At 65.8% G+C, this 20,795-nt stretch carries 19 protein-coding genes; 15 read left to right on the forward strand and 4 right to left on the reverse strand.

Annotation, left to right across the window (positions count from 1 at the left end; all coding sequences use genetic code 11):
* The first annotated feature begins 139 nt into the window (after positions 1-139).
* The 4 genes from TVB01_RS04010 (at position 140) to TVB01_RS04025 (ending at position 5,553) form a co-directional block, all read left to right on the forward strand.
* A complete protein-coding gene (locus tag TVB01_RS04010; RefSeq protein WP_422454306.1) occupies positions 140-2,896 on the forward strand; it encodes a GNAT family N-acetyltransferase in 2,757 nt (918 codons plus the stop codon).
* Between the two features lie 78 nt (positions 2,897-2,974).
* Positions 2,975-3,646, forward strand: a complete 672-nt coding sequence (locus TVB01_RS04015; RefSeq protein WP_227897059.1) for a DUF5998 family protein — start codon at positions 2,975-2,977, stop codon at positions 3,644-3,646.
* Between the two features lie 5 nt (positions 3,647-3,651).
* Positions 3,652-4,833 (forward strand): alkaline phosphatase family protein, encoded by a 1,182-nt coding sequence (locus tag TVB01_RS04020; RefSeq protein WP_422454308.1) that lies wholly within the window; start codon positions 3,652-3,654, stop codon positions 4,831-4,833.
* A gap of 3 nt (positions 4,834-4,836) precedes the next feature.
* Positions 4,837-5,553, forward strand: coding sequence for a thymidine kinase (locus tag TVB01_RS04025; RefSeq protein ID WP_422454309.1), 717 nt, complete (start codon positions 4,837-4,839; stop codon positions 5,551-5,553).
* A 12-nt stretch (positions 5,554-5,565) separates the two neighbouring features.
* Here TVB01_RS04025 and sepH read toward each other — a convergent pair whose 3' ends face one another.
* Positions 5,566-6,801, reverse strand: coding sequence for a septation protein SepH (gene sepH, locus TVB01_RS04030; RefSeq protein ID WP_422454311.1), 1,236 nt, complete (start codon positions 6,799-6,801; stop codon positions 5,566-5,568).
* 321 nt (positions 6,802-7,122) lie between these two features.
* On the opposite strand from sepH, the gene TVB01_RS04035 reads away from it, so the two are divergent.
* Positions 7,123-7,422, forward strand: a complete 300-nt coding sequence (locus TVB01_RS04035) for a DUF4193 domain-containing protein (RefSeq protein WP_422454313.1) — start codon at positions 7,123-7,125, stop codon at positions 7,420-7,422.
* A gap of 11 nt (positions 7,423-7,433) precedes the next feature.
* Here the strand turns inward: TVB01_RS04035 and TVB01_RS04040 are convergent, their stop codons facing one another.
* Positions 7,434-7,907, reverse strand: coding sequence for a DUF3093 domain-containing protein (locus TVB01_RS04040; RefSeq protein ID WP_422454315.1), 474 nt, complete (start codon positions 7,905-7,907; stop codon positions 7,434-7,436).
* 168 nt (positions 7,908-8,075) lie between these two features.
* On the opposite strand from TVB01_RS04040, the gene dut reads away from it, so the two are divergent.
* From dut to TVB01_RS04060, 4 genes are read left to right on the forward strand one after another with little or no spacing between them, the layout of a single operon-like run.
* On the forward strand, positions 8,076-8,546 hold the full coding sequence (gene dut / locus TVB01_RS04045; protein WP_422454317.1) for a dUTP diphosphatase: 471 nt from the start codon (positions 8,076-8,078) through the stop codon (positions 8,544-8,546).
* 55 nt (positions 8,547-8,601) lie between these two features.
* On the forward strand, positions 8,602-9,309 hold the full coding sequence (locus tag TVB01_RS04050) for a DUF3710 domain-containing protein (RefSeq protein ID WP_422454319.1): 708 nt from the start codon (positions 8,602-8,604) through the stop codon (positions 9,307-9,309).
* A gap of 4 nt (positions 9,310-9,313) precedes the next feature.
* Positions 9,314-9,658: a hypothetical protein gene (locus tag TVB01_RS04055; RefSeq protein ID WP_422454320.1), complete on the forward strand. Its 345-nt coding sequence runs from the start codon at positions 9,314-9,316 to the stop codon at positions 9,656-9,658.
* A complete protein-coding gene (locus TVB01_RS04060; protein ID WP_422454322.1) occupies positions 9,655-10,371 on the forward strand; it encodes a DUF3159 domain-containing protein in 717 nt (238 codons plus the stop codon). The genes TVB01_RS04055 and TVB01_RS04060 overlap by 4 nt, the downstream gene beginning before the upstream one ends.
* Here TVB01_RS04060 and TVB01_RS04065 read toward each other — a convergent pair.
* Entirely contained in the window at positions 10,368-11,030 is a 663-nt protein-coding gene (locus TVB01_RS04065; protein WP_422454323.1) for a potassium channel family protein, read from the reverse strand. The genes TVB01_RS04060 and TVB01_RS04065 overlap by 4 nt on opposite strands.
* Positions 11,027-11,701 carry a potassium channel family protein gene (locus TVB01_RS04070; protein ID WP_422454325.1) on the reverse strand — a complete coding sequence of 225 codons (675 nt, stop codon included), beginning with the start codon at positions 11,699-11,701 and terminating at the stop codon, positions 11,027-11,029. Before TVB01_RS04070 ends, TVB01_RS04065 begins: the two co-directional genes overlap by 4 nt.
* A gap of 139 nt (positions 11,702-11,840) precedes the next feature.
* On the opposite strand from TVB01_RS04070, the gene TVB01_RS04075 reads away from it, so the two are divergent.
* From TVB01_RS04075 to TVB01_RS04100, 6 genes are all read left to right on the forward strand, one after another.
* Positions 11,841-13,196 carry a class I SAM-dependent RNA methyltransferase gene (locus tag TVB01_RS04075; RefSeq protein WP_422454327.1) on the forward strand — a complete coding sequence of 452 codons (1,356 nt, stop codon included), beginning with the start codon at positions 11,841-11,843 and terminating at the stop codon, positions 13,194-13,196.
* 275 nt (positions 13,197-13,471) lie between these two features.
* Entirely contained in the window at positions 13,472-16,297 is a 2,826-nt protein-coding gene (locus tag TVB01_RS04080; RefSeq protein WP_422454329.1) for an aconitate hydratase, read from the forward strand.
* A 173-nt stretch (positions 16,298-16,470) separates the two neighbouring features.
* Positions 16,471-18,444, forward strand: coding sequence for a 1-deoxy-D-xylulose-5-phosphate synthase (dxs, locus tag TVB01_RS04085; protein WP_422454330.1), 1,974 nt, complete (start codon positions 16,471-16,473; stop codon positions 18,442-18,444).
* Between the two features lie 41 nt (positions 18,445-18,485).
* Positions 18,486-19,337 (forward strand): SDR family oxidoreductase, encoded by an 852-nt coding sequence (locus TVB01_RS04090; protein WP_422454332.1) that lies wholly within the window; start codon positions 18,486-18,488, stop codon positions 19,335-19,337.
* A 53-nt stretch (positions 19,338-19,390) separates the two neighbouring features.
* On the forward strand, positions 19,391-19,705 hold the full coding sequence (locus TVB01_RS04095) for a primase-like DNA-binding domain-containing protein (protein ID WP_422454333.1): 315 nt from the start codon (positions 19,391-19,393) through the stop codon (positions 19,703-19,705).
* 46 nt (positions 19,706-19,751) lie between these two features.
* Entirely contained in the window at positions 19,752-20,729 is a 978-nt protein-coding gene (locus TVB01_RS04100) for an aldo/keto reductase (protein ID WP_422454335.1), read from the forward strand.
* Positions 20,730-20,795: the final 66 nt, after the last annotated feature.

Below are 20,795 nucleotides of genomic sequence, written 5' to 3' on the forward strand. Positions count from 1 at the left end.
TGCGTCCTTGCGGTTGTCGGTATCTGTCGGGCGTTTGTCAGGAGCAGTCAGGAACCAGCCGGAAGCCAGGTTGTGATTCGCATCAGTGTCCCATCAGTGTCGGTGGCGGGTTTCCGGAGATTCCCACTAGGGTGAGTCTATGGCGGAGCAGGGACAATACCCCGAATATTGGGAAGCAGATGTCGTGTTGCGGGACGGCGGTACAGGACACCTCCGTCCGGTTTCGCCGGCCGATACCGAGGCGTTGCAGGCCTTCCACATGCGTCAGTCCCAAAGCTCCATCTATCTTCGCTTCTTCACTTACAAGGCTAAACTGAGCAGCCGCGAGCTTAAGCGCTTTACCAACGTCGATTACCGGGACCGGGTTGCGTTTGTGATCACACTCGGTTCCGAAATCGTGGGAATCGGCCGCTACGACAGGCTCGACGACCCCACCGAGGCCGAAGTCGCGTTCAACATTTCGGATGACCACCAGGGCCGCGGGATCGGATCCATCCTTCTTGAACATCTTGCCGCTGCCGCCCGCGAGAACGGCATCCGCCGCTTCAGCGCCGAGGTGCTGCCCGAAAACCGCAAGATGCTCAGTGTCTTCGCTGACGCCGGCTACGAGGTCCGCCGTGCCTTTGACGACGGCGTCATCGCCCTGGACTTCGATATCGATCCCACGGACAAGTCCCGGGCCGTGATGGAATCCCGGGAACACCGTGCCGAGGCGCGCAGCGTTGCCGACCTGCTCGCGCCGTCGTCCATTGCCGTCATCGGCGCGAGCCGTGAGTGGGGTTCGATCGGCTACCAACTGATGGAGCACATTGTTGAGGGCGGATTCACGGGATCCGTGTACGCAGTGAACCCCGAAGCATTCGAACTTGCCGGGATGGTGTCCTACGGCAAGATTTCGGAGGTTCCGAAGCCCGTTTCCCTGGCCGTGATTGCCGTGCCCTACGAGCAGGTGCTTGACGTCGCGGCTGAATGTGCCGCTGCGGGTGTAAAGCACCTCCTGGTGGTCAGCGCCGGGTTCGCCGACGGCGAGGCGGGCCTGGCCCGCCAGCGCACGCTGGTGCGCCAGGCCCGCGCCAACGGCATGCGCGTGCTGGGCCCTGCGTCCCTGGGCCTGATCAACACCCGTCCGGACATTTCCCTGAATGCCTCCATGGCCCCGGTGATGCCGCGGCGCGGCGGACTGGGCCTGTTCAGCCAGTCGGCTGCCATCGGGGTGCTGCTGTACGCCGCAGCGCAGCGCCGGCAACTGGGGCTGTCCTCCACCATCTCGGCCGGTAACCGGGCGGACGTGTCCGGCAACGACGCCATGCAGTACTGGGAGGACGACGCCGACACCCGCGTTGTGGGCCTGTACCTGGAATCCGTGGGCAATCCCCGAAAATTCTCCCGGATTGCCCGGCGCCTGGCGACCATCAAACCGGTGATCGTCGCCAAGTCCGATGTCACCGGACTCCAGCTGCCGCCGGGCCACTCCGTGCGGATTACCCAGGCGCCGAAGGGCGCCCTCGATGCCATGCTGCGCCAGTCCGGGGTGATCCGAGTGGACACCAACGAGCAGCTCATGGACGTTGCGCAGATTGCCTGCAGCCAGCCCCTTCCGCGCGGCAAGGGCCTGGCCATCCTCAGCAATTCTGCGGCCCTGGGGCGGGTCCTGGCCGATGCTGCGGGATCCCTGGACCTTGAAATCGTCCACCTGCGGACCGACCTCACCCTCGACAGCGGCATGAGCGTGGCCCTGCCGGTGCTGCGGGAAGCGGTCGCCAAGGCGCTGGCCGATGTTGCGGTGCACTCCGCCGTCGTCACGCTGCTGCCCTCTCCGGGCCTGACCAATGACCACATAGCCGAGGGCCTGCTCCAGGCTGCCGATGAGGCGGGCAAACCGGTCGTCGCGGTCTTCACCGGGATCATGGACCCGGCGCAGCAGGCTGAGGGGGTCCTGGCGGTCCGCCGGCCTGAAGCCTCGGAGGCCTCGCAGGCACAGGCGGATGCGGCCGGGGTCCAGCAGGCCGAGGGGGAGGGCGCAGCGCGGCAGCCGTCCGGACTGCCGTGCTTTTCGAGTCCGGGAGCTGCCGTGAGCGCGCTGGCCTCGGTGGTGCGCTACACCGAGTGGGCGGGCCGGGAGCACGGCCATTTCACGATGCCTGCCGGAGTGGACACGGACGCCGCGCATGCCTTCGTCAGTGCCCAGATGGCACGGGTGGTGAACACTGAACTGCTGCGCCTTGGGCCCGGCGAAACTGCTGAGCTGCTGGGCTATTACGGCGTCAAGCTGCTCCCGTCCCTTCCCTTCCGGACCGAAGACGAGGCCGTTGAAGCCGCTGACCAGCTGGGCTGGCCGGTGGTGGTAAAGACCATGGATGAGACTCTGCGCCACCGGCTGGACCTGGGCGGGGTCCGGCTGAACATCGCCTCGGAGCAGTCGCTGCGCAGCAATATTTCCGAGATGCGTTCTGCACTGGAGCCCTATGGCCGGTTCGAGCTCGAAGTGCAGTCCATGGCGCCCTCCGGGCAGGGCTGTGTCCTGCGCGCCATCGAAGACCCGCTGCTGGGCCCCGTCCTGTCCTTCGGCATCGCCGGAGACGCCGTGAACCTGCTCGATGACTGGGCGCACGGCATTCCGCCGCTCACCGACGTCGACATTGCCGACCTGGTCCGGGCGCCCCGCGCCTCCCGCCGGCTGTTTGGCTACCAGGGACTGCCCCGGGTGGACGTCGCAGCCCTGGAGGACGTGGTCGCCAGGCTGGCGCTGCTCAAGGACGAACACCCCGAGATTGCGCTGGTCGACATCAACCCGGTGCTGGTCTCCGTGCAGGGCGTCACGGTCCTTAGCGCGGACATCCGGCTGGGCAATCCGCAGCAGCGCACGGACAGCGCCCGCCGGGCGCTCCGGGACTAACACCGCCACACCACTTGCCCGGGTCCGTTCCGCGCGCCTTTTTAGGTGGTCGGGGCCGGTCTGGGGGAAACTGGAACCATGTCGCCGCTACTCTCAGCCGAACGCCGCAGCCTTGACGCCTCAATCGAACGTGCCGGCTTCTACCCCACGCTCCTCGCCGATGTGGTGCACGATGCCCTCGACGGCCGCGAACCCCTGTCCCACCTCATCCATCTTGAAACCCACTTCGACCGCACCGAGGTCCACCGGCACATCACCGTGCTGGTGCTCACCGACGACATGCTGGTGATCACCCACGTGGACGACCAGCAGCTGGATGAAGAGGGCGAGCAGATGATGGCCCAGGTCTCCACGGAGTCCGTTCCGGTAACCCAGATCCGCTCTGTCGTGCTGGGGTACATGTACTCCCAGCCGCAGAACTACAAGCCGTCCGACCAGGCCCGCGAACTGACCCTGGCCATCGCATGGTCCGGCGGCCAGCGGCTGGACATGGGTCCGGCCGGCTGTGCGGATCCCCAGTGCGAGGCTGACCACGGGTACACCGGCACCATCGCCCAGGAAGACATCGTCCTGCGGGTCAGCGCCGAAGCCGACGGAATCCAGGCCGTGCAGAACGCCAAGGCCTTTGCCCGCGCGCTGCGCAAGGTCAACACCGACACCATCAACATGCGCACGCTGGACACGGCAGTCGACCGGCAGCGCATGCCCGGCATCGGCAGCCGGTTCAACCGCGGACACCACCAGCGGTAAGGGGCATGGAGTCCGCATCCGTGCCCGCTGAACCGCTTCCCAAAGCCCCCGGCTACGGGCAAAGTTCCGTTGCTGAGGTCCTCACCAGCGCCGCGGCCGCCCTGCAGGTTCCCGGGTTCACCAACACCTTGGAGCTTCCCCCGGCCCGCCGCGTCTGCGTGGTCATGGTGGACGGTCTCGGCCGCAGCCTGCTCAAACAGCGGGCCGGCCATGCACCGTTCCTGCGCTCCCTGCTGGACTCCGGCCGGACCCTGACGGCTGCCTTTCCGACCACCACGGCGGCCTCCCTGGCGTCCTTCGGTACGGGACTAGCCCCGGGCCAGCACGGCATGGTGGGTTACGACGTCTTCGATCCTGGCCAGGACAAAGTAGTGAACATGCTCGGCAACTGGGATGCCGGTGTAGATCCAGTGCGGTGGCAGCCCTTTCCCACGGTGCTGGAGCGAGCGGCCGAACACCTTCCGGTGACCACTGTCAGCCTGCCGCGCTTCGCTGATTCGGCCATGACCAGGGCTGCCCTGCGCGGCGGCTCCTACGTTTCCGGAACCGGGATCCACGCGCGGGTCCAGGCTGCGGCGGAAGAGCTCGGCTCCGCGAAGCGCATGCTGATGTACTTCTACTTCAATGAGCTGGACAAGACCGGCCACCGCCACGGGGCCCAGTCCTCCGAGTGGGGCGGCACGCTGGAAGAAATCGACTCCGCACTCAAACGCTTCACGTCCAAGGTGCCTTCGGACACGCTGGTGCTGCTGACGGCCGACCACGGCATGGTGGACGCCGCGCCGCAGGACCGGATCGACTTCGCAGCTGACCCCGCGCTCGTGGACGGCGTGCGCCACACTGCGGGCGATCCGCGGATGGTGCAGCTGCACCTGGAACCGGACGCCCCGGCGGGGACGGTGGACCGGCTTGCTGCTGCATGGCAGAAGTCCTTTGGAAGCCGCGCCTGGATCCTGACCCGGGCGCAGGCCGTGGAAGCCGGGCTGTTCGGTCCGGTGCGCCCGGAGGTCCTGCCGCGGATCGGCGACCTGCTGATAGCCGCGCGCGAACCGATTGCCCTATACGACACCCGGCGGGCCAGCCCGTCAGCCCTGCAAATGGTGGGCCAGCACGGCTCCCTGACACGTGCCGAGCGCGAAGTCCCGCTCCTGACGCTGGCGCGGCCGGCTAAGGGCGGGCGGAAATAGGTTATGGCTGAGCTCGTTTTCTTCTCCGGGACCATGGACTGCGGCAAGTCCACGCTGGCCCTGCAGATGGACTACAACCACAGTGCCCGCGGCCGCGGAGGAATCCTTTTCAGCCGCAACGACCGTGCCGGCAACTCCATGATCTCAAGCCGGCTGGGCCTGAAGACCCGCGCCGTCGAGGTGCGGGACAGCACGGACTTCTGGGACGAAGTCAGCGGCCGCCTCGGCACGGGGGAGCGGGTTGACTACCTGATTTGCGACGAAGCCCAGTTCTACAGCGAAGAGCAGGTGGAGCAGCTGGCCCGGATCGTCGACGAAATGGGGATTGATGTCTTCGCGTTCGGCATCGCCACGGATTTCCGTACGCGGCTCTTTCCCGGGTCCCGGCGGCTGATCGAGCTCGCCGACCGGATCGAGGTGCTGCAGGTACGTGCACTCTGCTGGTGCGGCCGGCGTGCCACGCACAATGCCCGCACGGTAGACGGCGTGATGGTCGTGACCGGTGACCAGGTCGTTGTCGGCGATGTCGACAAGCGCTCAGCGGAGCCGGGCCCAGAAGCACTGTTTGCTCCGGAGGAAGCCGGAGCGCCGCCGGTTGTTGGATATGAGACGCTCTGCCGCCGCCACTACATGCGCAGGATGGGCGCCCAGCAGGCCGCACGCGCCGCCGGCATGGGTGAGGATCCCGACATTTGCGCCGTGGAGGTTCCCCGCAGCTAGCGGGGACGGGTGCTAGTCGCCCTTGGTGCCGAAGACGATTTCGTCCCAGCTGGGCACCGAAGAGCGCTTGGGCTTGATCCGGCGTTCGGTGATGGGTTCCTTGGCTTCGGGCGCCGTGTCCGGTTCTTTCTCCGCCGGGACCTCGCGGGGCGGATCCGACTTTTCGGAGGTGTCACGGCGTGCGCCGCGGAGCGGCCGGGCCAGGATGCTGATCTCACGGGTGGAAGTGCTGATGCCCTGATCCAGGTGCAGGGGATCAGCGGCTTCCGCCGGTGTTTCGTCCGCAGAAGCGTCGTCGTCCCCTGCAGCTTCGACTGCTGCCGGAGCCAGGCTCAGGCGCCCGGTGCGCGGACGCGAGAGCGCCTCGTCTTCGAGTTCTGCCTGTCCATCCCGCGGATGGGCTGCGGGAATGCTCCCCTTGGCCAGGAGTGCTGCCAGCGCGTCGTCGCCGTCTTCATCCGTGCCGAGCCGCTGGCCGCGCCGTGAGCGCAGCACGTTCAACAGCTCATCGGTCTCTTCTTCAGAGACGTTTTCCGGCTCCTCTGGCGCCGTATCAATCTCGAAGTCGAAGACACGGTCCGCGACGGCGGAGAGCCGGCGTGCGGGGACAGGGGAGTCCACAGGGGCAAGTTCGCTGAGGAGTTGAGCCCAGCGGTTGGCGTTCGTCACTTGCCGGCGCAGGGGGTTGTAGGACCAGCGCGCGGGCGGTTCCTCGCCGACCGAGACGCGGGACTGCTCACCGAGGCTGAACCGGGCCACAACATCCCAGGTACCTTCGGGGCGGCGCCAGGAGTCCCACTCTACGGTGTCAGGATCCACGCCGAAGGCACGGAGCCGGTGGATAACCATGTCGCCGAGGTTTACGGGGGAGTCGCCGAAAGCGGAGCGGTGGCTGTCCTGGGCTGCCGACATGGGCGCGGCAACTTCCACGGCCTGGGCCTGGCGGGCAATGTACTCGCGTTCAGCCAGTACCGGCCCTTCATAGCGGCGGATGTGCGCAAGGTCGTGTCCGGAGAGCTCCGCGACCTCTTCCGCGCTTGCTCCGGCGCGGATGCGGGCCTGGATGTCGCGCGGAGTCATGGTCGGACCCGTCTCGGGTTCGGCCGGCTGCCCTGCCCGGCGTGCGGGCTTGGAAGCAGCAACACGCAGGGCTTCGTCAATGCGAAGACGGAAGGTTTCTCCGCCCCGTCCGCTCAACAGCAGATGTTCGCCGCCCTCATGGATACCCACGAGCCGTAGATCCTGCATGAAAAAATCCTCGCTATCGATAGCAACTCCTTGTTGAAACAATGCCATCCTGGCCCCTGAAATCCTATCGTTTGGCCCGGTGTGGCGCGGATCCGGGACCCTCGGGGGCGTGATTCTTGGCCCGCCGGCAGTGCCGCGGAACCTGCGCTGTGGCTAATTCGCTGAAAGTGGACAAAAATCTTTCCTCGGCGGGCACAAACCGGGCGTCCGCGGCGTTGATTACTCCGAGCCGCACTCCTGCTGCCCGGACCATGAATCCGCACAGCCCGGCGGCCGGCATTACCCGTGCAACACCGACACCGATGGTGAGAGATGACGATTATGGCGACAGATTATGACGCGCCGCGCAAGGCCGACGAGGAAGCCAGCGAAGAATCGATCGATGAGCTGAAGACCCGCCGGACCAACACCCAGTCCGCCGTCGTGGATGAGGATGAAGCAGAAGCGGCGGACAGCTTCGAACTCCCTGGGGCGGATCTCTCAGGGGAGGAGCTGATGGTGCGGGTGCTCCCCGCGCAGTCAGACGAATTTACCTGTGCGTCCTGCTTCCTGGTGCGCCACAGGTCGCAGATCGCCAAGGAAAAGGACGGCCTCTCCTACTGCGTGGACTGCGAAGGCTGAGCGCCCCGGGGTCAGCGGGAGGTCTGCTGCAGTGCCTCGACGAGTTTCTCGGGGTGGCGTGTGGACGTGAGCCAGTACGGCGTCCGGTCTGCCGGATCGGTGATCTCGATTCTCACGACCGGGCTGATCCAGCCGCGGATGCACAGGTACGCCGTGGCGTTCATCGCCGGTCCGCGCTGCTGGGTGGCGTCCTCCCCGCGGAAGCCGGCCACCTCGCCGATCCAGCGGCGTTCAATCTCCGCACGCCCCACCTGCAGGGTCTCGGGCGTGACACGGATTCGCGGCGTCGACATCAGCAGCAGGGCAGCCAGTACCAGCGCGGCCACCACGGCAACCACAATCCCGACGGTCAGGCTGATGGGGATGAAGGCCAGGACAAACGTTCCGGAGATGCCTGCCACCACCAGCCAGATCCACAGTGCCGGAAGCAGCCGCTCCGAATACAGGACAGTTTGGGACGGGGTCTGGGAAACGGGGCTCGACATACCTTCAGCTTCCCATCTTTGGGGTGCGTTTTCATCTTGGCGTCCCGGCTGCCGGAGCCTGTGCGCGCCGGGACAATACCCAACCGGCCACGCGCTAAAGTGGGGTTGGCGCCGCACCAGGTGCCGTCTTTTTGCCATACCCCACCAAACGAAACCGCGGAGACCGTTGTGCAGGATGCAGTACCCAGCGTGAAAGTCCAGCTGAAAATGCTCGACGACGGGCTCGAAGCGCCGTCGTATGCACACCCCGGCGACGCCGGAGCGGACCTGCGTGCCCGGGAGGATGTCGAACTGGCGCCGGGAGAGAGGCGGCTGGTGCCCACGGGGGTTGCCATCGCACTTCCGTTCGGCTTCGTTGCCCTGATCCATCCCCGGTCCGGACTGGCCACCAAGCACGGCCTGACCATCGTCAACGCGCCGGGAACCGTGGACGCAGGCTACCGGGGGGAAATTTCCGTCACACTGTTAAATACCGATGTGTCGGAGCCGATCAAGCTCAAGCGCGGCGACCGGATTGCGCAGATGGTCATCCAGCGGGTGGAGACGGCTGAATTCGAGACCGTGTCCGAGCTCTCCGATTCCGTCCGCGGAGCGGGCGGTTTCGGTTCCACCGGCGGATTCGGCACGGCACCGGCCTAGGCCGCACTATCCCGGGCGTACCGTCCGGCACCAGATCAGGAAAGAGGACCAGGCGATGGTATTTGGACGCCGCAGGAAAGACAGGGCGGAATCCGAATTCGTGCCCGAAGCAGAGAGCACGGACAACGGCGCCGAAGAGACAGCCGGAGCCCCGGAGCACGGGCCGTTCGACGTGGCAGACCGTCCCTCGGAAGAGGGCTACGTCGACCTGGGCGCACTCCGGATCGCTGCCACGCAGGGCCTTGCGCTCCGCCTGGAAGTCGAAGAGAAGACTAAACGCGTGGTCGCCGTGACCCTTGACCTCGACGGCTCCAGCCTTCAGCTCCAGGCCTTTGCCGCTCCGAAGTCCGAAGGACTCTGGGATGAGATCCGGAGCCAGATTGTGCAGTCCGTGTCCTCCCAGGGCGGCACCGCGGACGAACTTACCGGACGGCTGGGAAACGAACTGCTCGCCCGGGTCCCGGCCCAGGCCAAGGACGGTTCCAAGGGCTACCGGGTTGCACGGTTTGTGGGCGTGGACGGGCCGCGGTGGTTCCTGCGCGGAGTCTTCGGCGGTCCGGCTGCCATGAACCCCGACGCCGCCGCGCCGCTGGAAGACGTCTTCCGCAACGTCGTCGTGGTCCGCGGAGATGCACCGCTGCCGCCGCGGGACCTGCTGCAGCTGACCCTGCCGCGCGATGCTTCTCCGCTGCCCGCACGCGGTGAGGACGCAGCCAAACCCGGTCCGCCGGAGCGCGGACCGGAAATCACGACCATTGGCTAAGCGCATGCCTGCCGTTGCCGGTGCCTCCCCGAGGAGGAGGATCAGCGGTCTTCCGGACCGCGGGCGGGTGCACAGCAGCGGCTACGTCGAATCGGTGACCCTGGCTCCGGCGGACGATCCGCCCCGGTTCACGGCTGTGCTTGGTGAACTCCAGGGCGCCTACCGGGACCCCTCGGCCTCCGTGGCGCGAAGGCGTGTCCGGCTCATTTGGGTCGGCCAGCGGCGGATCCCCGGGATTGTTGCCGGAACGCAGGTTGCCTTCGAGGGCATGGTGAGCCCCGTCAACGGGATCCCCACCGTCTTCAACCCCCGCTACGAAATCATCGGACGTCCGGAAGGTGCGCAATGAACACGAGCCGCGATTCTGCAGGCGAGGGCCGCGAGGCGCCCGAGCCTTCGATGAGTGAGCTGGCCGGTGCGTATGCTGCCCGCTCCGGCGTCGAACGGGGCGAAGACGGCCAGATCGACGTCTTGAAGTCTGTCGGCGGTTTCCGCGGACTGGCTGAGGCCATCCTTCCGGGGCTCCTCTTCACGCTGCTGTACACCGTCACGCAGGGGCTTTATCTGTCCCTCGGGGCTGCGGTAGCCGCCGCCGGCGCGTTCGCCGTTGCCAACCTGATCCAGAAGCGTCCGCTGGTGCAGTCGCTGACCGGCGTCATCGGCGTCGCCATCTGTGCCGTCTTCGCCCTACGGAGCGGGAGCGGCACCACCTACTTCCTTCCCGGCTTTTACCTGAACGGCGCCTACATCCTGGCATTCGTGGTCTCGGTTTTGGTGAAGTGGCCAGTGGCCGGACTGTTGTTCGGCTTCATCAGGGGCGAGAATCTGTCCTGGCGCAGCGAGAAGAAGCGGCTGCGTGCCTATTCCCTGGCCACCTGGATCATCATCTCGGTGTTCGCCCTGCGCCTGGCCGTGCAGCTGCCCCTCTACCTGGCGGACAACGTCGCGGCGCTGGGCACGATGCGCCTGGCGATGGGCGTACCGCTGTACGCGCTGGGCCTGTGGCTGGCGTGGATGGTCTCCCGTCCGCTGCCTGCCGGGAGCGGGGAACCCGCAGCCTAGGACGACGGCGCCAGCAGGGCCCGCAGTTCGTCTTCCGCGGCGATGGTGGTGACGAAGAAGAGTTCGTCTCCGTCCTCGATCACGTCGTCGCTGCTGGGGGTGATCGGCGCGTCGTCGCGCAGGATCGCCACCAGGGTCGAATCCTGGGGCCAGGGCACCGATCCGACCCGCGCGCCCGCCATGGGAGACGCCGCAGGAACCGTGAACTCGACCATCGAGGAAACTCCGGTCTGCAGGGTCAGCAGCCGCACCAGGTCGCCGACCTCTACTGCTTCCTCCACCAGGGCGGTCATCAGGCGCGGCGTATTCACGGCGACATCCACACCCCAGGAGTCGTCGAACATCCAGTCGTTCTTCGGGTTGTTGACCCGCCCCACCGTCCGCGCCACACCGAATTCGGTCTTGGCGAGCAGGGAGACGACCAGGTTCACCTTGTCATCACCGGTAGCGGAGACCATCACGTCGGCCTCGTCGAGCTTGGCGTCCTTCAGGGTAGTGAGCTCACAGGCATCACCGATCAGCCACCGGGCACCGCCGAGTCCGCTGCGGCCCTCAGTCTCGGGTTTCTCGTCGATGAGGAGCACATCGTGCCCGTGTGAAAGCAGTTCCTTGGCAATCGAGGAGCCCACGGACCCTGCACCGGCAATGACGACTTTCACTGGTTCTCCTTTTCGGGCGGCTGGGACAGCACCCGGCTGATTTCAGCGGTGCGCTCGACGTTCATCATGGCGTGCAGGACGTCACCCTGCTGGTAACTCGTGTCCGGCCGGGGAAGGATGCCTTCGCCGAAGCGGGTCAAATACGCGATCCGGACACCGGCCGCAGTCTCCACGGCGTGCAGGGGACGGCCCAGCCAGGAAGGGTCCAGTGCCAGTTCACCGAGAATGAGCCGGCCCGAGGATTCGCGGAAATCCCCGTTAATGCTTTGCTCGGGCAGGATCCGCCGGAGGACCTGGTCCGCACTCCAGCGGACGGCCGCAACCGTGGGGATTCCCAGGCGCTGGTAGATTTCGGCACGCCCCGGGTCATAGATGCGTGCGACGACGTGGGGCACGTGGAAGGTCTCCCTCGCAACGCGGGTGGAGAGGATGTTGGAGTTGTCTCCGCTGGAAACCGCCGCGAAGGCGTAGGCCTCTTCGATGCCGGCCTGGGCCAGGGTGGTGCGGTCGAATCCGACTCCCGTGACCTGCCGGCCCGAGAACGTGGGCCGCAGCCGCCGGAACGCGCGCGGGTCCTGGTCGATGACGGCCACTGAATGGCCTGCGTTGTCCAGGGTGTGTGCCAGCATGGCACCGACCCTGCCGCATCCCATGATCACGTAATGGGCCACCTTGTTCCTACCTCTGTTCCCGGCGGGATCCGCCCGTCGCTGCCGTCCCGTTTTGGGCCAAGGGACAGCTTAGTCCTGCCCGGTCCTTAAAACGTGGTGTGATGGTGTTTTAGCACCAACACGGAAGTCCGAACGCATCATGTCCCAAAACACCCTCCCCCCTGAAGACTCCCAGTCCGCGGACCTTGAACTGCGCATCGGTCCCGCCGCCCACGGCGGGCACTTTGTTGCCCGGCATGAGGGACGCGTTGTTTTTGTCCGCCATGCCCTGCCCGGGGAGCTGGTGCGGGCCCGCCTGACAGAGGCGGGGGACAAGGCGAAGTTCTGGCGGGCGGACACCGTCGAGGTCCTTGAAGCGTCCCCGCACCGGGTGGAGCACTTCTGGGCTCCTGCCGATGCGCTGCGGGCAGGGGCGCGCGGCCGCCTCCCCGTCGGCGGAGCAGAGTTCGGCCACATTGCCCTCGAAGAGCAGCGCCGGATCAAGGCGGCGATCTTTGCCGAGCAGCTTCAGCGCCTGGGCGGGCTCCAGCGCGAGGTCACCGTCGAAGCCGCACCGGGGGAGGACGACGGCGGACTGGGCTGGCGCACGCGTGCCAGCTTTTCGGTCGCTCCGGGCGGCAAGCTGGCGATGCACCCGCACCGCTCCGATGAACTGATCCCCGTCCAGGAAATGCCGCTGGCCACCGGCGCCATCAATTCCCTGAAGCTGTGGGACGTCGACTTTACCGGCACCGATCGCGTCGAGGTCGCGGCGCCGGCCGTTGGCGGGGCACCGCTGGTACTCCTCATTCCTTCACCTGGTACGCATCCAAGGACGCTGGCCCGCATCGCGTCCGAGATTGGAACGGCAGCCGATCCGGGCGCCGGAGAAACAGTTTCCGTTGCCTCCTGGGATCCCGAATCCCACGACCTCACCCGGCTTCGCGGCCGGACCTGGGTCCGGGAGAACGCCGCGGGGCACGACTTCCGCGTCACCGGTGCCGGTTTCTGGCAGATCCACCGCAGTGCGCCCCTCGCCCTGACCTCCGCAATCCGTGACGGACTGCAGATCCAGCCCGGGGAACGGATAGCGGACCTGTTCGCTGGTGCCGGGCTCTTTACCGCACCCCTGGCCGACGCTGCCGGGGAAACCGGGCATGTGCTCTCCGTGGAGGGCTCTCCGGGGGCAAGCAGGGATGCACGCAAGAACCTGTTCTCCTCTCCCCAGGTGGAGGTGGCCCAGGGCCGCGTGGACAAGGTGCTCCGTACCCGCGAAGGCGGCTTCGACGTCGTGCTCCTGGACCCGCCGCGCGCCGGAGCCGGCCGCACCGTCGTCGAGCAGATCGATGCGGCATCGCCGCGGGCGGTCGGCTACATTTCCTGTGACCCCGCGTCGTTCGCACGCGACCTGGCCTGGTTCCGCGAGGCAGGGTGGGAACTGGACGCACTGCGCGTTTTCGACCTCTACCCGCACACCCACCACATGGAGTCCTTCGCAGTGCTGCGCAAGCCGTAGGTGCGTCCGGGCCGGGATGTGGCGAGCGTAATGTTCCATCCCGGCGCGGTGCACAGGCCCACGGAACCGGCATCCGGCTAGGATGGGGAGTAGTTGTCCGGCTCCGGGCCGCAGGGATCCCGATGAGGAGTATTTCCGCGGCAAGGGACCGTCCGCCCGGGGAATCACCCACCATTCTCCGGCCGGCCCTCTTCAGCCCTGTCAGTTAGGAAAACCTAACTAGCGTGCGGCGGATCACTGGACAAAGATAAAACGGTGGCGAGAGGAGTCCTGTTATGAGTAATGTGGACAGCTTCGGATCCAAAGGCGTCCTTGACGTCAACGGAAACGAATATGAAATTTTCCGGCTGAATTCCGTCGAAGGCGCCCAGAGCCTTCCGTTCAGCCTCAAGGTCCTGCTGGAGAACCTGCTGCGTACCGAAGACGGTGCCAACATCACCGCGGACCACGTCCGTGCCCTGGCCCAGTGGGATGCCAATGCAGAGCCCAGCACCGAAATCCAGTTCACGCCTGCCCGCGTGATCATGCAGGACTTCACCGGTGTTCCCTGCATCGTTGACCTTGCGACCATGCGTGAAGCTGTTGCCGATCTCGGCGGCGATCCCAAGCGCGTCAACCCGCTGGCTCCGGCGGAAATGGTCATCGACCACTCCGTGCAGATCGATGCCTTTGGCAACGCCGGCGCACTCGAGCGCAACATGGAAATCGAATACCAGCGCAACGGCGAGCGTTACCAGTTCCTGCGCTGGGGCCAGACCGCATTCGACGACTTCAAGGTTGTCCCCCCGGGAATGGGCATTGTCCACCAGGTCAACATCGAGTACCTGGCCCGCACGGTTATGACCCGCGAAGTTGACGGCGTCCTGCGCGCTTACCCGGACACCTGCGTCGGCACCGACTCCCACACCACCATGGTCAACGGCCTGGGCGTGCTCGGCTGGGGCGTTGGCGGCATCGAAGCCGAAGCAGCAATGCTCGGCCAGCCCGTCTCCATGCTGATCCCGCGCGTTGTCGGCTTCAAGCTCACCGGTGAGATCCCGGCCGGCGCCACCGCCACCGACGTCGTCCTGACCATCACCGAGATGCTGCGCAAGCACGGCGTCGTCGGCAAGTTCGTGGAGTTCTACGGCGAGGGCGTTGCCTCCGTGCCGCTGGCCAACCGCGCCACCATCGGCAACATGAGCCCCGAGTTCGGTTCCACCGCCGCGATCTTCCCGATCGACGACGTGACCCTGGACTACCTCCGCCTCACTGGCCGCTCCGAGGAGAACGTAGCCCTCGTAGAGGCCTACGCCAAGGAACAGGGCCTCTGGCACGATCCTTCCAACGAGGTCAAGTACTCCGAGTACCTCGAGCTGGACCTGTCCACCGTGGTTCCCTCGATCGCCGGCCCGAAGCGTCCGCAGGACCGCGTGGAGCTCACGAACGCCAAGCAGCAGTTCCGTGCCGACCTGAAGAACTACGTCCACGAGACCGTAGAGGCCCAGAACGGCACCGTCGATGAAGCACTGGAAGAAACCTTCCCCGCTTCGGACGCTCCGTCCTTCGCCGAAGGCAGCACCAAGATCAAGGACGTCCAGCACGACCTGGTCAAGGAATCCGATGCTCCCGCTGAGCGCTCGGTCAACAAGGTGCCCGTCACCATGCCGGACGGCCGCAGCTTCGAGCTGGACCACGGTGCCGTGACGATCGCCTCGATCACCTCCTGCACCAACACGTCCAACCCGTCGGTCATGATGGCCGCTGCCGTGCTGGCCCGCAACGCCGTCGAAAAGGGCCTCGTTGCCCAGCCGTGGGTCAAGACATCGATCGCACCGGGTTCCAAGGTAGTTACCGACTACTACGAGAAGTCCGGCCTGATCCCGTATCTGGAGAAGCTCGGCTTCTTCGTTGTCGGTTACGGCTGCGCCACCTGCATCGGCAACTCCGGTCCGCTGGAAGACGAGATCTCCACGGCGATCAACGAAGCCGACCTCGCGGTTACCGCAGTGCTCTCCGGCAACCGCAACTTCGAAGGCCGCATCAACCCGGACGTGAAGATGAACTACCTGGCTTCCCCGCCGCTGGTAGTGGCCTACGCACTGGCCGGTTCCATGGACTTCGACTTCGAGAACGACGCCCTGGGCCAGGACGCTGAAGGCAACGACATCTTCCTGAAGGACATCTGGCCGAACCCGGTCGAGGTCCAGGAAATCATCGATGCCTCCATCGACAAGAAGATGTTCACTGACAGCTACGGCACCATCTTCGAAGGCGACGACCGCTGGAAGTCCCTGCCCACCCCCGAAGGTGCAACCTTCGAATGGGATTCGGAGTCCACGTACGTCCGGAAGCCCCCGTACTTCGAGGGCATGAAGGCGCAGCCCGAGCCCGTCACCAACATCGAAGGTGCCCGCGTGCTGCTGAAGCTGGGCGATTCGGTCACCACCGACCACATTTCCCCGGCCGGATCCTTCAAGTCCGACACCCCTGCAGGCAAGTACCTGCTGGAGCACGGTGTGGCCCGCAAGGACTTCAACTCCTACGGTTCACGCCGTGGAAACCACGAAGTCATGATCCGCGGCACGTTCGCCAACATCCGCATCAAGAACCAGCTGCTCGACGGCGTTGAAGGCGGCTTCACCCGCGACTTCACCCAGGCCGACGCACCGCAGGCTGCTGTTTACGATGCCGCGATGAACTACCAGGCTGCCGGCACTCCGCTGGTTGTCCTGGCCGGCAAGGAATACGGTTCGGGCTCCTCGCGTGACTGGGCTGCCAAGGGCACCGCACTGCTGGGCGTCAAGGCAGTCATCGCCGAGAGCTACGAGCGCATCCACCGCTCCAACCTCATTGGCATGGGCGTCCTTCCGCTGCAGTACCCGGCCGGCGTGAACGCCGAGTCCCTGGGCCTGACCGGTACCGAGACCTTCTCGGTTGAAGGTGTCACCGAACTGAACAACGGCACTACCCCGAAGACCGTCAAGGTCACCGCGGTGCCGGAGAACGGTGAGGCCATCACCTTCGATGCGGTCCTGCGCATCGATACCCCGGGTGAGGCTGACTACTACCGCAACGGCGGCATCCTGCAGTACGTACTTCGCCAGATTTCGGCGAAGTAGGCACAGCAGCCCGCTGAGGCGCAACGCCCCGTTTGCCCGCGTTCCGAGAAATCGGACCGGGGAAACGGGGCGTTTTGCCTTCCGGAGGAATCATCCGGCCCTGCGCAGGCGTTAGAGTTAAACGTTGTAACGGTGCGTTTGCCCGTTGCCTATGACGCAAGGGAGGCGCCCTTTTGGGACTTCTGGAAACCATCCGTGATCCGCAGGACCTCAGCAAGCTGAGTGACGCGCAGCTCTCGGCACTGGCAGGGGAGATTCGTTCCTTCCTGATCACCAATGTTGCCCAGACCGGAGGGCATCTTGGGCCCAACCTCGGCGTTGTGGAACTGACCATGGGCATCCACCGGGTCTTCGACTCGCCCCGGGACAGCATCGTGTTTGACACGGGCCACCAGTCCTATGTCCACAAGATCCTCACCGGCCGGCAGGATTTCTCCACGCTGCGCCAGCAGGGCGGCCTGTCCGGTTACCCATCGCGTGCCGAATCCGTGCACGACATCGTGGAAAGCTCCCACGCCTCCTCCTCGCTGTCCTGGGCGGACGGGATCTCCCGTGCCCGGCAGCTCACCGGCGAAGGCGACCGGTACACCGTTGTCATGGTGGGCGACGGCGCCCTGACCGGCGGCATGGCGTGGGAAGCACTGAACAACATTGCTGCTGACCAGCGCAGGCGCGTGGTGATCGTCGTCAATGACAACGGCCGGTCCTACGCTCCGACGATCGGCGGTGTTGCGGATTACCTCGCATCGCTGCGCCCGACCATCGACGCCGTACGCACGCACCAGATGTATGAAAACACCATGGACTGGTGGAAGGGGCGGCTGCAGAGCGGGGGACCGGTCGGCCGGTTTGCCTACCACAGCCTCCATGCGGCCAAGAAGGGCGTCAAGGACTGGTGGGCTCCGCAGGGCCTCTTCGAAGACCTCGGCATGAAGTACGTCGGACCGATCGACGGCCATGATCTTGCAGCGGTGGAGCAGGCGCTGGTCAAGGCCAAGAACTTTGGCGGACCGGTGATCGTGCATGCCATCACCGAGAAGGGCCACGGTTACGCTCCTGCCCGCGCCCACGTGGAGGACCAGTTCCACGCCGTCGGCGTCATTGATCCGGAGACGGGTGCGCCGGTTTCCGCCGGCGGAAAACAGTCCTGGACCTCCGTCTTCGCCACCGAAATCGCCGACATTGCCGATGAGCGCAAGGACATTGTCGGCATCACCGGCGCCATGCTGATCCCGGTGGGACTGCACCGCATGGCGGAGAAGCATCCGGAACGGGTGTTCGACGTCGGCATTGCCGAGCAGCACGCCCTTACCTCTGCTGCCGGCATGGCCTACGGCGGCCTGCATCCCGTCGTGGCGCTCTACGCGACGTTCCTGAACCGTGCCTTTGACCAGTTGCTGATGGACGTCGCGCTGCACAAGGCCGGCGTCACCATCGTCCTGGACCGTGCCGGTGTGACCGGACCCGACGGTGCCAGCCACCACGGCATGTGGGACATGTCCATGCTGCAGATCGTCCCCGGCCTGCACCTTGCCGCTCCGCGAGACGCCACGAGGCTGAAGGAAGAGCTGCGCGAGGCAGTCGCCATCTCCGATGCTCCCAGCGTGGTGCGTTTCTCCAAGGGAACGGTCGGACCCGATGTCGATGCCGAGGACCGGACCGAAGACGGCGTGGACATCCTGGCACGGCGGCCATCCGGCGACAGCCGCAACGACGTCCTGATCGTCAGCGTTGGCGCCATGGCAGAGATGGCACTTGACGTGGCCGACCGCCTGGGTGCGCAGGGCATCAGCTCCACCGTGGTTGACCCGCGCTGGGTACTGCCCGTCCCGCGTTCGATCATCCGGCTGGCCGCAGAGCACCGGATCGTCATTGTGATCGAGGACGGTGTGCGTGCCGGCGGAGTGGGTTCACGAATCCGCCAGGAAATGCGCGCTGCCGGAGTGGACACCGCCCTGAACGAGGTGGGCCTGCCTGCCGAATTCCTGGACCACGGCACCCGTGCAGAGGTCCTGGAAAGGGTGGGACTGACTGCCCGCCAGGTGGCAAGTGACGTCGTCGGACAGGTGCTGGGCACCAAGGTTCCGTTTGCCCGACCGCTTCCAGGTCAGCCGGCACCAACAGGACAGATTCCAAAGATCAAGTAAGCCCCGCACGGCCCGGCGGGCAAGGAAAGAAGGTGGCGTCCATGCCAAACGACCTCCCTGAACTCGCCGTCACCGGAGCCACCGGTGCGCTCGGCGGCATGGTGGCGCGCCTGCTGGCTGAAGCGGGCGTTCCGCAGCGGCTCCTGGGGCGCCACACAGCCAGGATGCCGCATCTGCCCGGCACTCCGGTTTTCGCCACCTCCTACGCGGACAGGGAGCATGCCGAGCGCGCGCTCCAAGGCGTGAAGACACTCTTCATGGTTTCCGCCGCGGAGAACCCGTACCGCGCCCAGGACCAGCGGACTTTTCTTGATGCGGCGAAGGAGGCGGGCGTCCAGCACGTGGTCTACACGTCCTTCATGGGCGCGGCACCCCATGACGTGTTCACCCTGGGACGGGACCATTGGGACACCGAGGAGTACATCAAGGCGAACGGCCTGAAGTACACCTTCCTGAGGAACTGCTTCTACCAGGACATCCTGCCGTCCTTCGCAGGGCGCGACGGCGTCATCCGCGGCCCCGCTGCCGACGGAAAGTTCGCACCGGTGGCCCGCAGCGACGTCGCCCGTTCCGCGGCCCGGATCCTCACTTCGCCGCGGGACCATGAGGACCGGATCTATACCCTCACCGGACCGCAGGCGATCACCATGGAACAGGTAGCCGAAATCCTGTCCCGTGTCACCGGAGAAGACATCACCTACCACGCCGAATCGCTGGATGAAGCAGTTGAGTCCAGGCGCCGTGCGGGAGCCAGTGACTGGCAGGCGGTGGCCTGGGCCACCAGCTATGCAGCCATAGCCACGGGTGAACTCGCGCAGATAAGTGACGACGTCGCCGTGCTCACCGGGGTGGCTCCGCTGAGCTTCGAGGACCATTTGCTGCAGGAAGGATAAAGTTCAGCGGCGGACTCTTCCCAACCGGCAAATGCGTGCCTAGGGTCGAAAATATGGCACACACACCCGGGGACCGCGTTGAGGATTTCCTGCGCGAATGCACTATTACCGGTTTGGACGAGTCCGACGCCACGCCTGCCGCGGACCTGTACGGGATGTACATCATCTGGTGCGAACAGGCCGGGCTCGAACCGGTTTCGACGACACTGTTCTCCCGCAGCGTCCAGGACAGCGGCATCCACCCTACGCGCCGCCGCCGCGAGAACGTGTACACGGGACTGCTGCCCACCGGGCCCATCCCCGTCCAGTACATCCTGGAGACCGACAAACCGCCGAGCCCCAACGGGATGAGTCTTTTCGGCGCCTAGCTTGTTGTTCCAGCGATAGAACGCGTGCTGTTGATAGCGTGGCAGGATGACCACCTATAACAGACTTGGCACTTCCGGCCTCACCGTTTCGACTGTCGGGCTCGGCTGCAACAACCTCGGCCGGTCAGGTACCGCCACCGAATCCCAGGAGGGAACCGACGCCGTCGTGCATGCCGCGGTGGACGCCGGCATTACCCTGTTCGATACTGCGGACACGTACGGCGCTGAGCCGGGCCTCAGCGAAATCCGGTTGGGCAAAGCCCTCGGATCGCGCCGGGCCGACGTCGTCGTCGCGACGAAGTTCGGCATGGACATGCAGGGGGCCAACGGGCCCGACTTCGGCGCACGCGGCTCCCGGCGCTACATCGTGACGGCGGCCGAGGCGTCCCTCCGCCGGCTGGGCACGGACTGGATCGACCTCTACCAGTTCCACACTCCGGACCCGCTCACGCCGATTGATGAAACCCTCGCCGCCCTGGATGACCTCGTGACCAGCGGCAAGGTGCGGTACATCGGGCACTCGAACCGCAGCGGCTGGCAGATTGCCGAAGCTGAGTTCACGGCACGGATCAAGGGAACGACGCGTTTTATCTCGGCACAGAACCACTACAACCTGCTGGACCGCCGGGCTGAGCTGGAAGTCACCCCTGCCGCAGAAGCCTATGGGCTGGGCGTGCTGCCGTACTTCCCGCTGGCCAACGGCCTGCTGACCGGCAAGTACAGCTCCGGCCAGGCCCCCGAAGGCAGCCGCCTGACCCACTCCCGCACCAACCTGCTGCAGAGCGCTGACTTTGACCAGCTGCGTGAGTTCGGCGACTTTGCCAGCGACCGCGGGCTGACCGAGGTCCAGGTTGCGTTCTCCTGGCTCGCTTCCCGTCCTTCGGTTTCTTCGGTCATTGCCGGGGCGACCAAGCCCGAGCAGGTGCAGCAGAACGCTGAAGCTGCGTCATGGGTGCCTTCGGAGAAGGACCTGGAAGAGCTGGACCGGATCTTCCCGCAGACGCCGAAGGTTGCTCTGTTCTAGTTCTTTGTCCCTGTCGCCTTGGGACGGCCGGTGGGTCCGGGACCGGGCCCGCCGGCCTCTTCTGTT

Source organism: Arthrobacter sp. 7Tela_A1 (assembly GCF_049311065.1).
GTDB lineage: Bacteria > Actinomycetota > Actinomycetes > Actinomycetales > Micrococcaceae > Arthrobacter_B.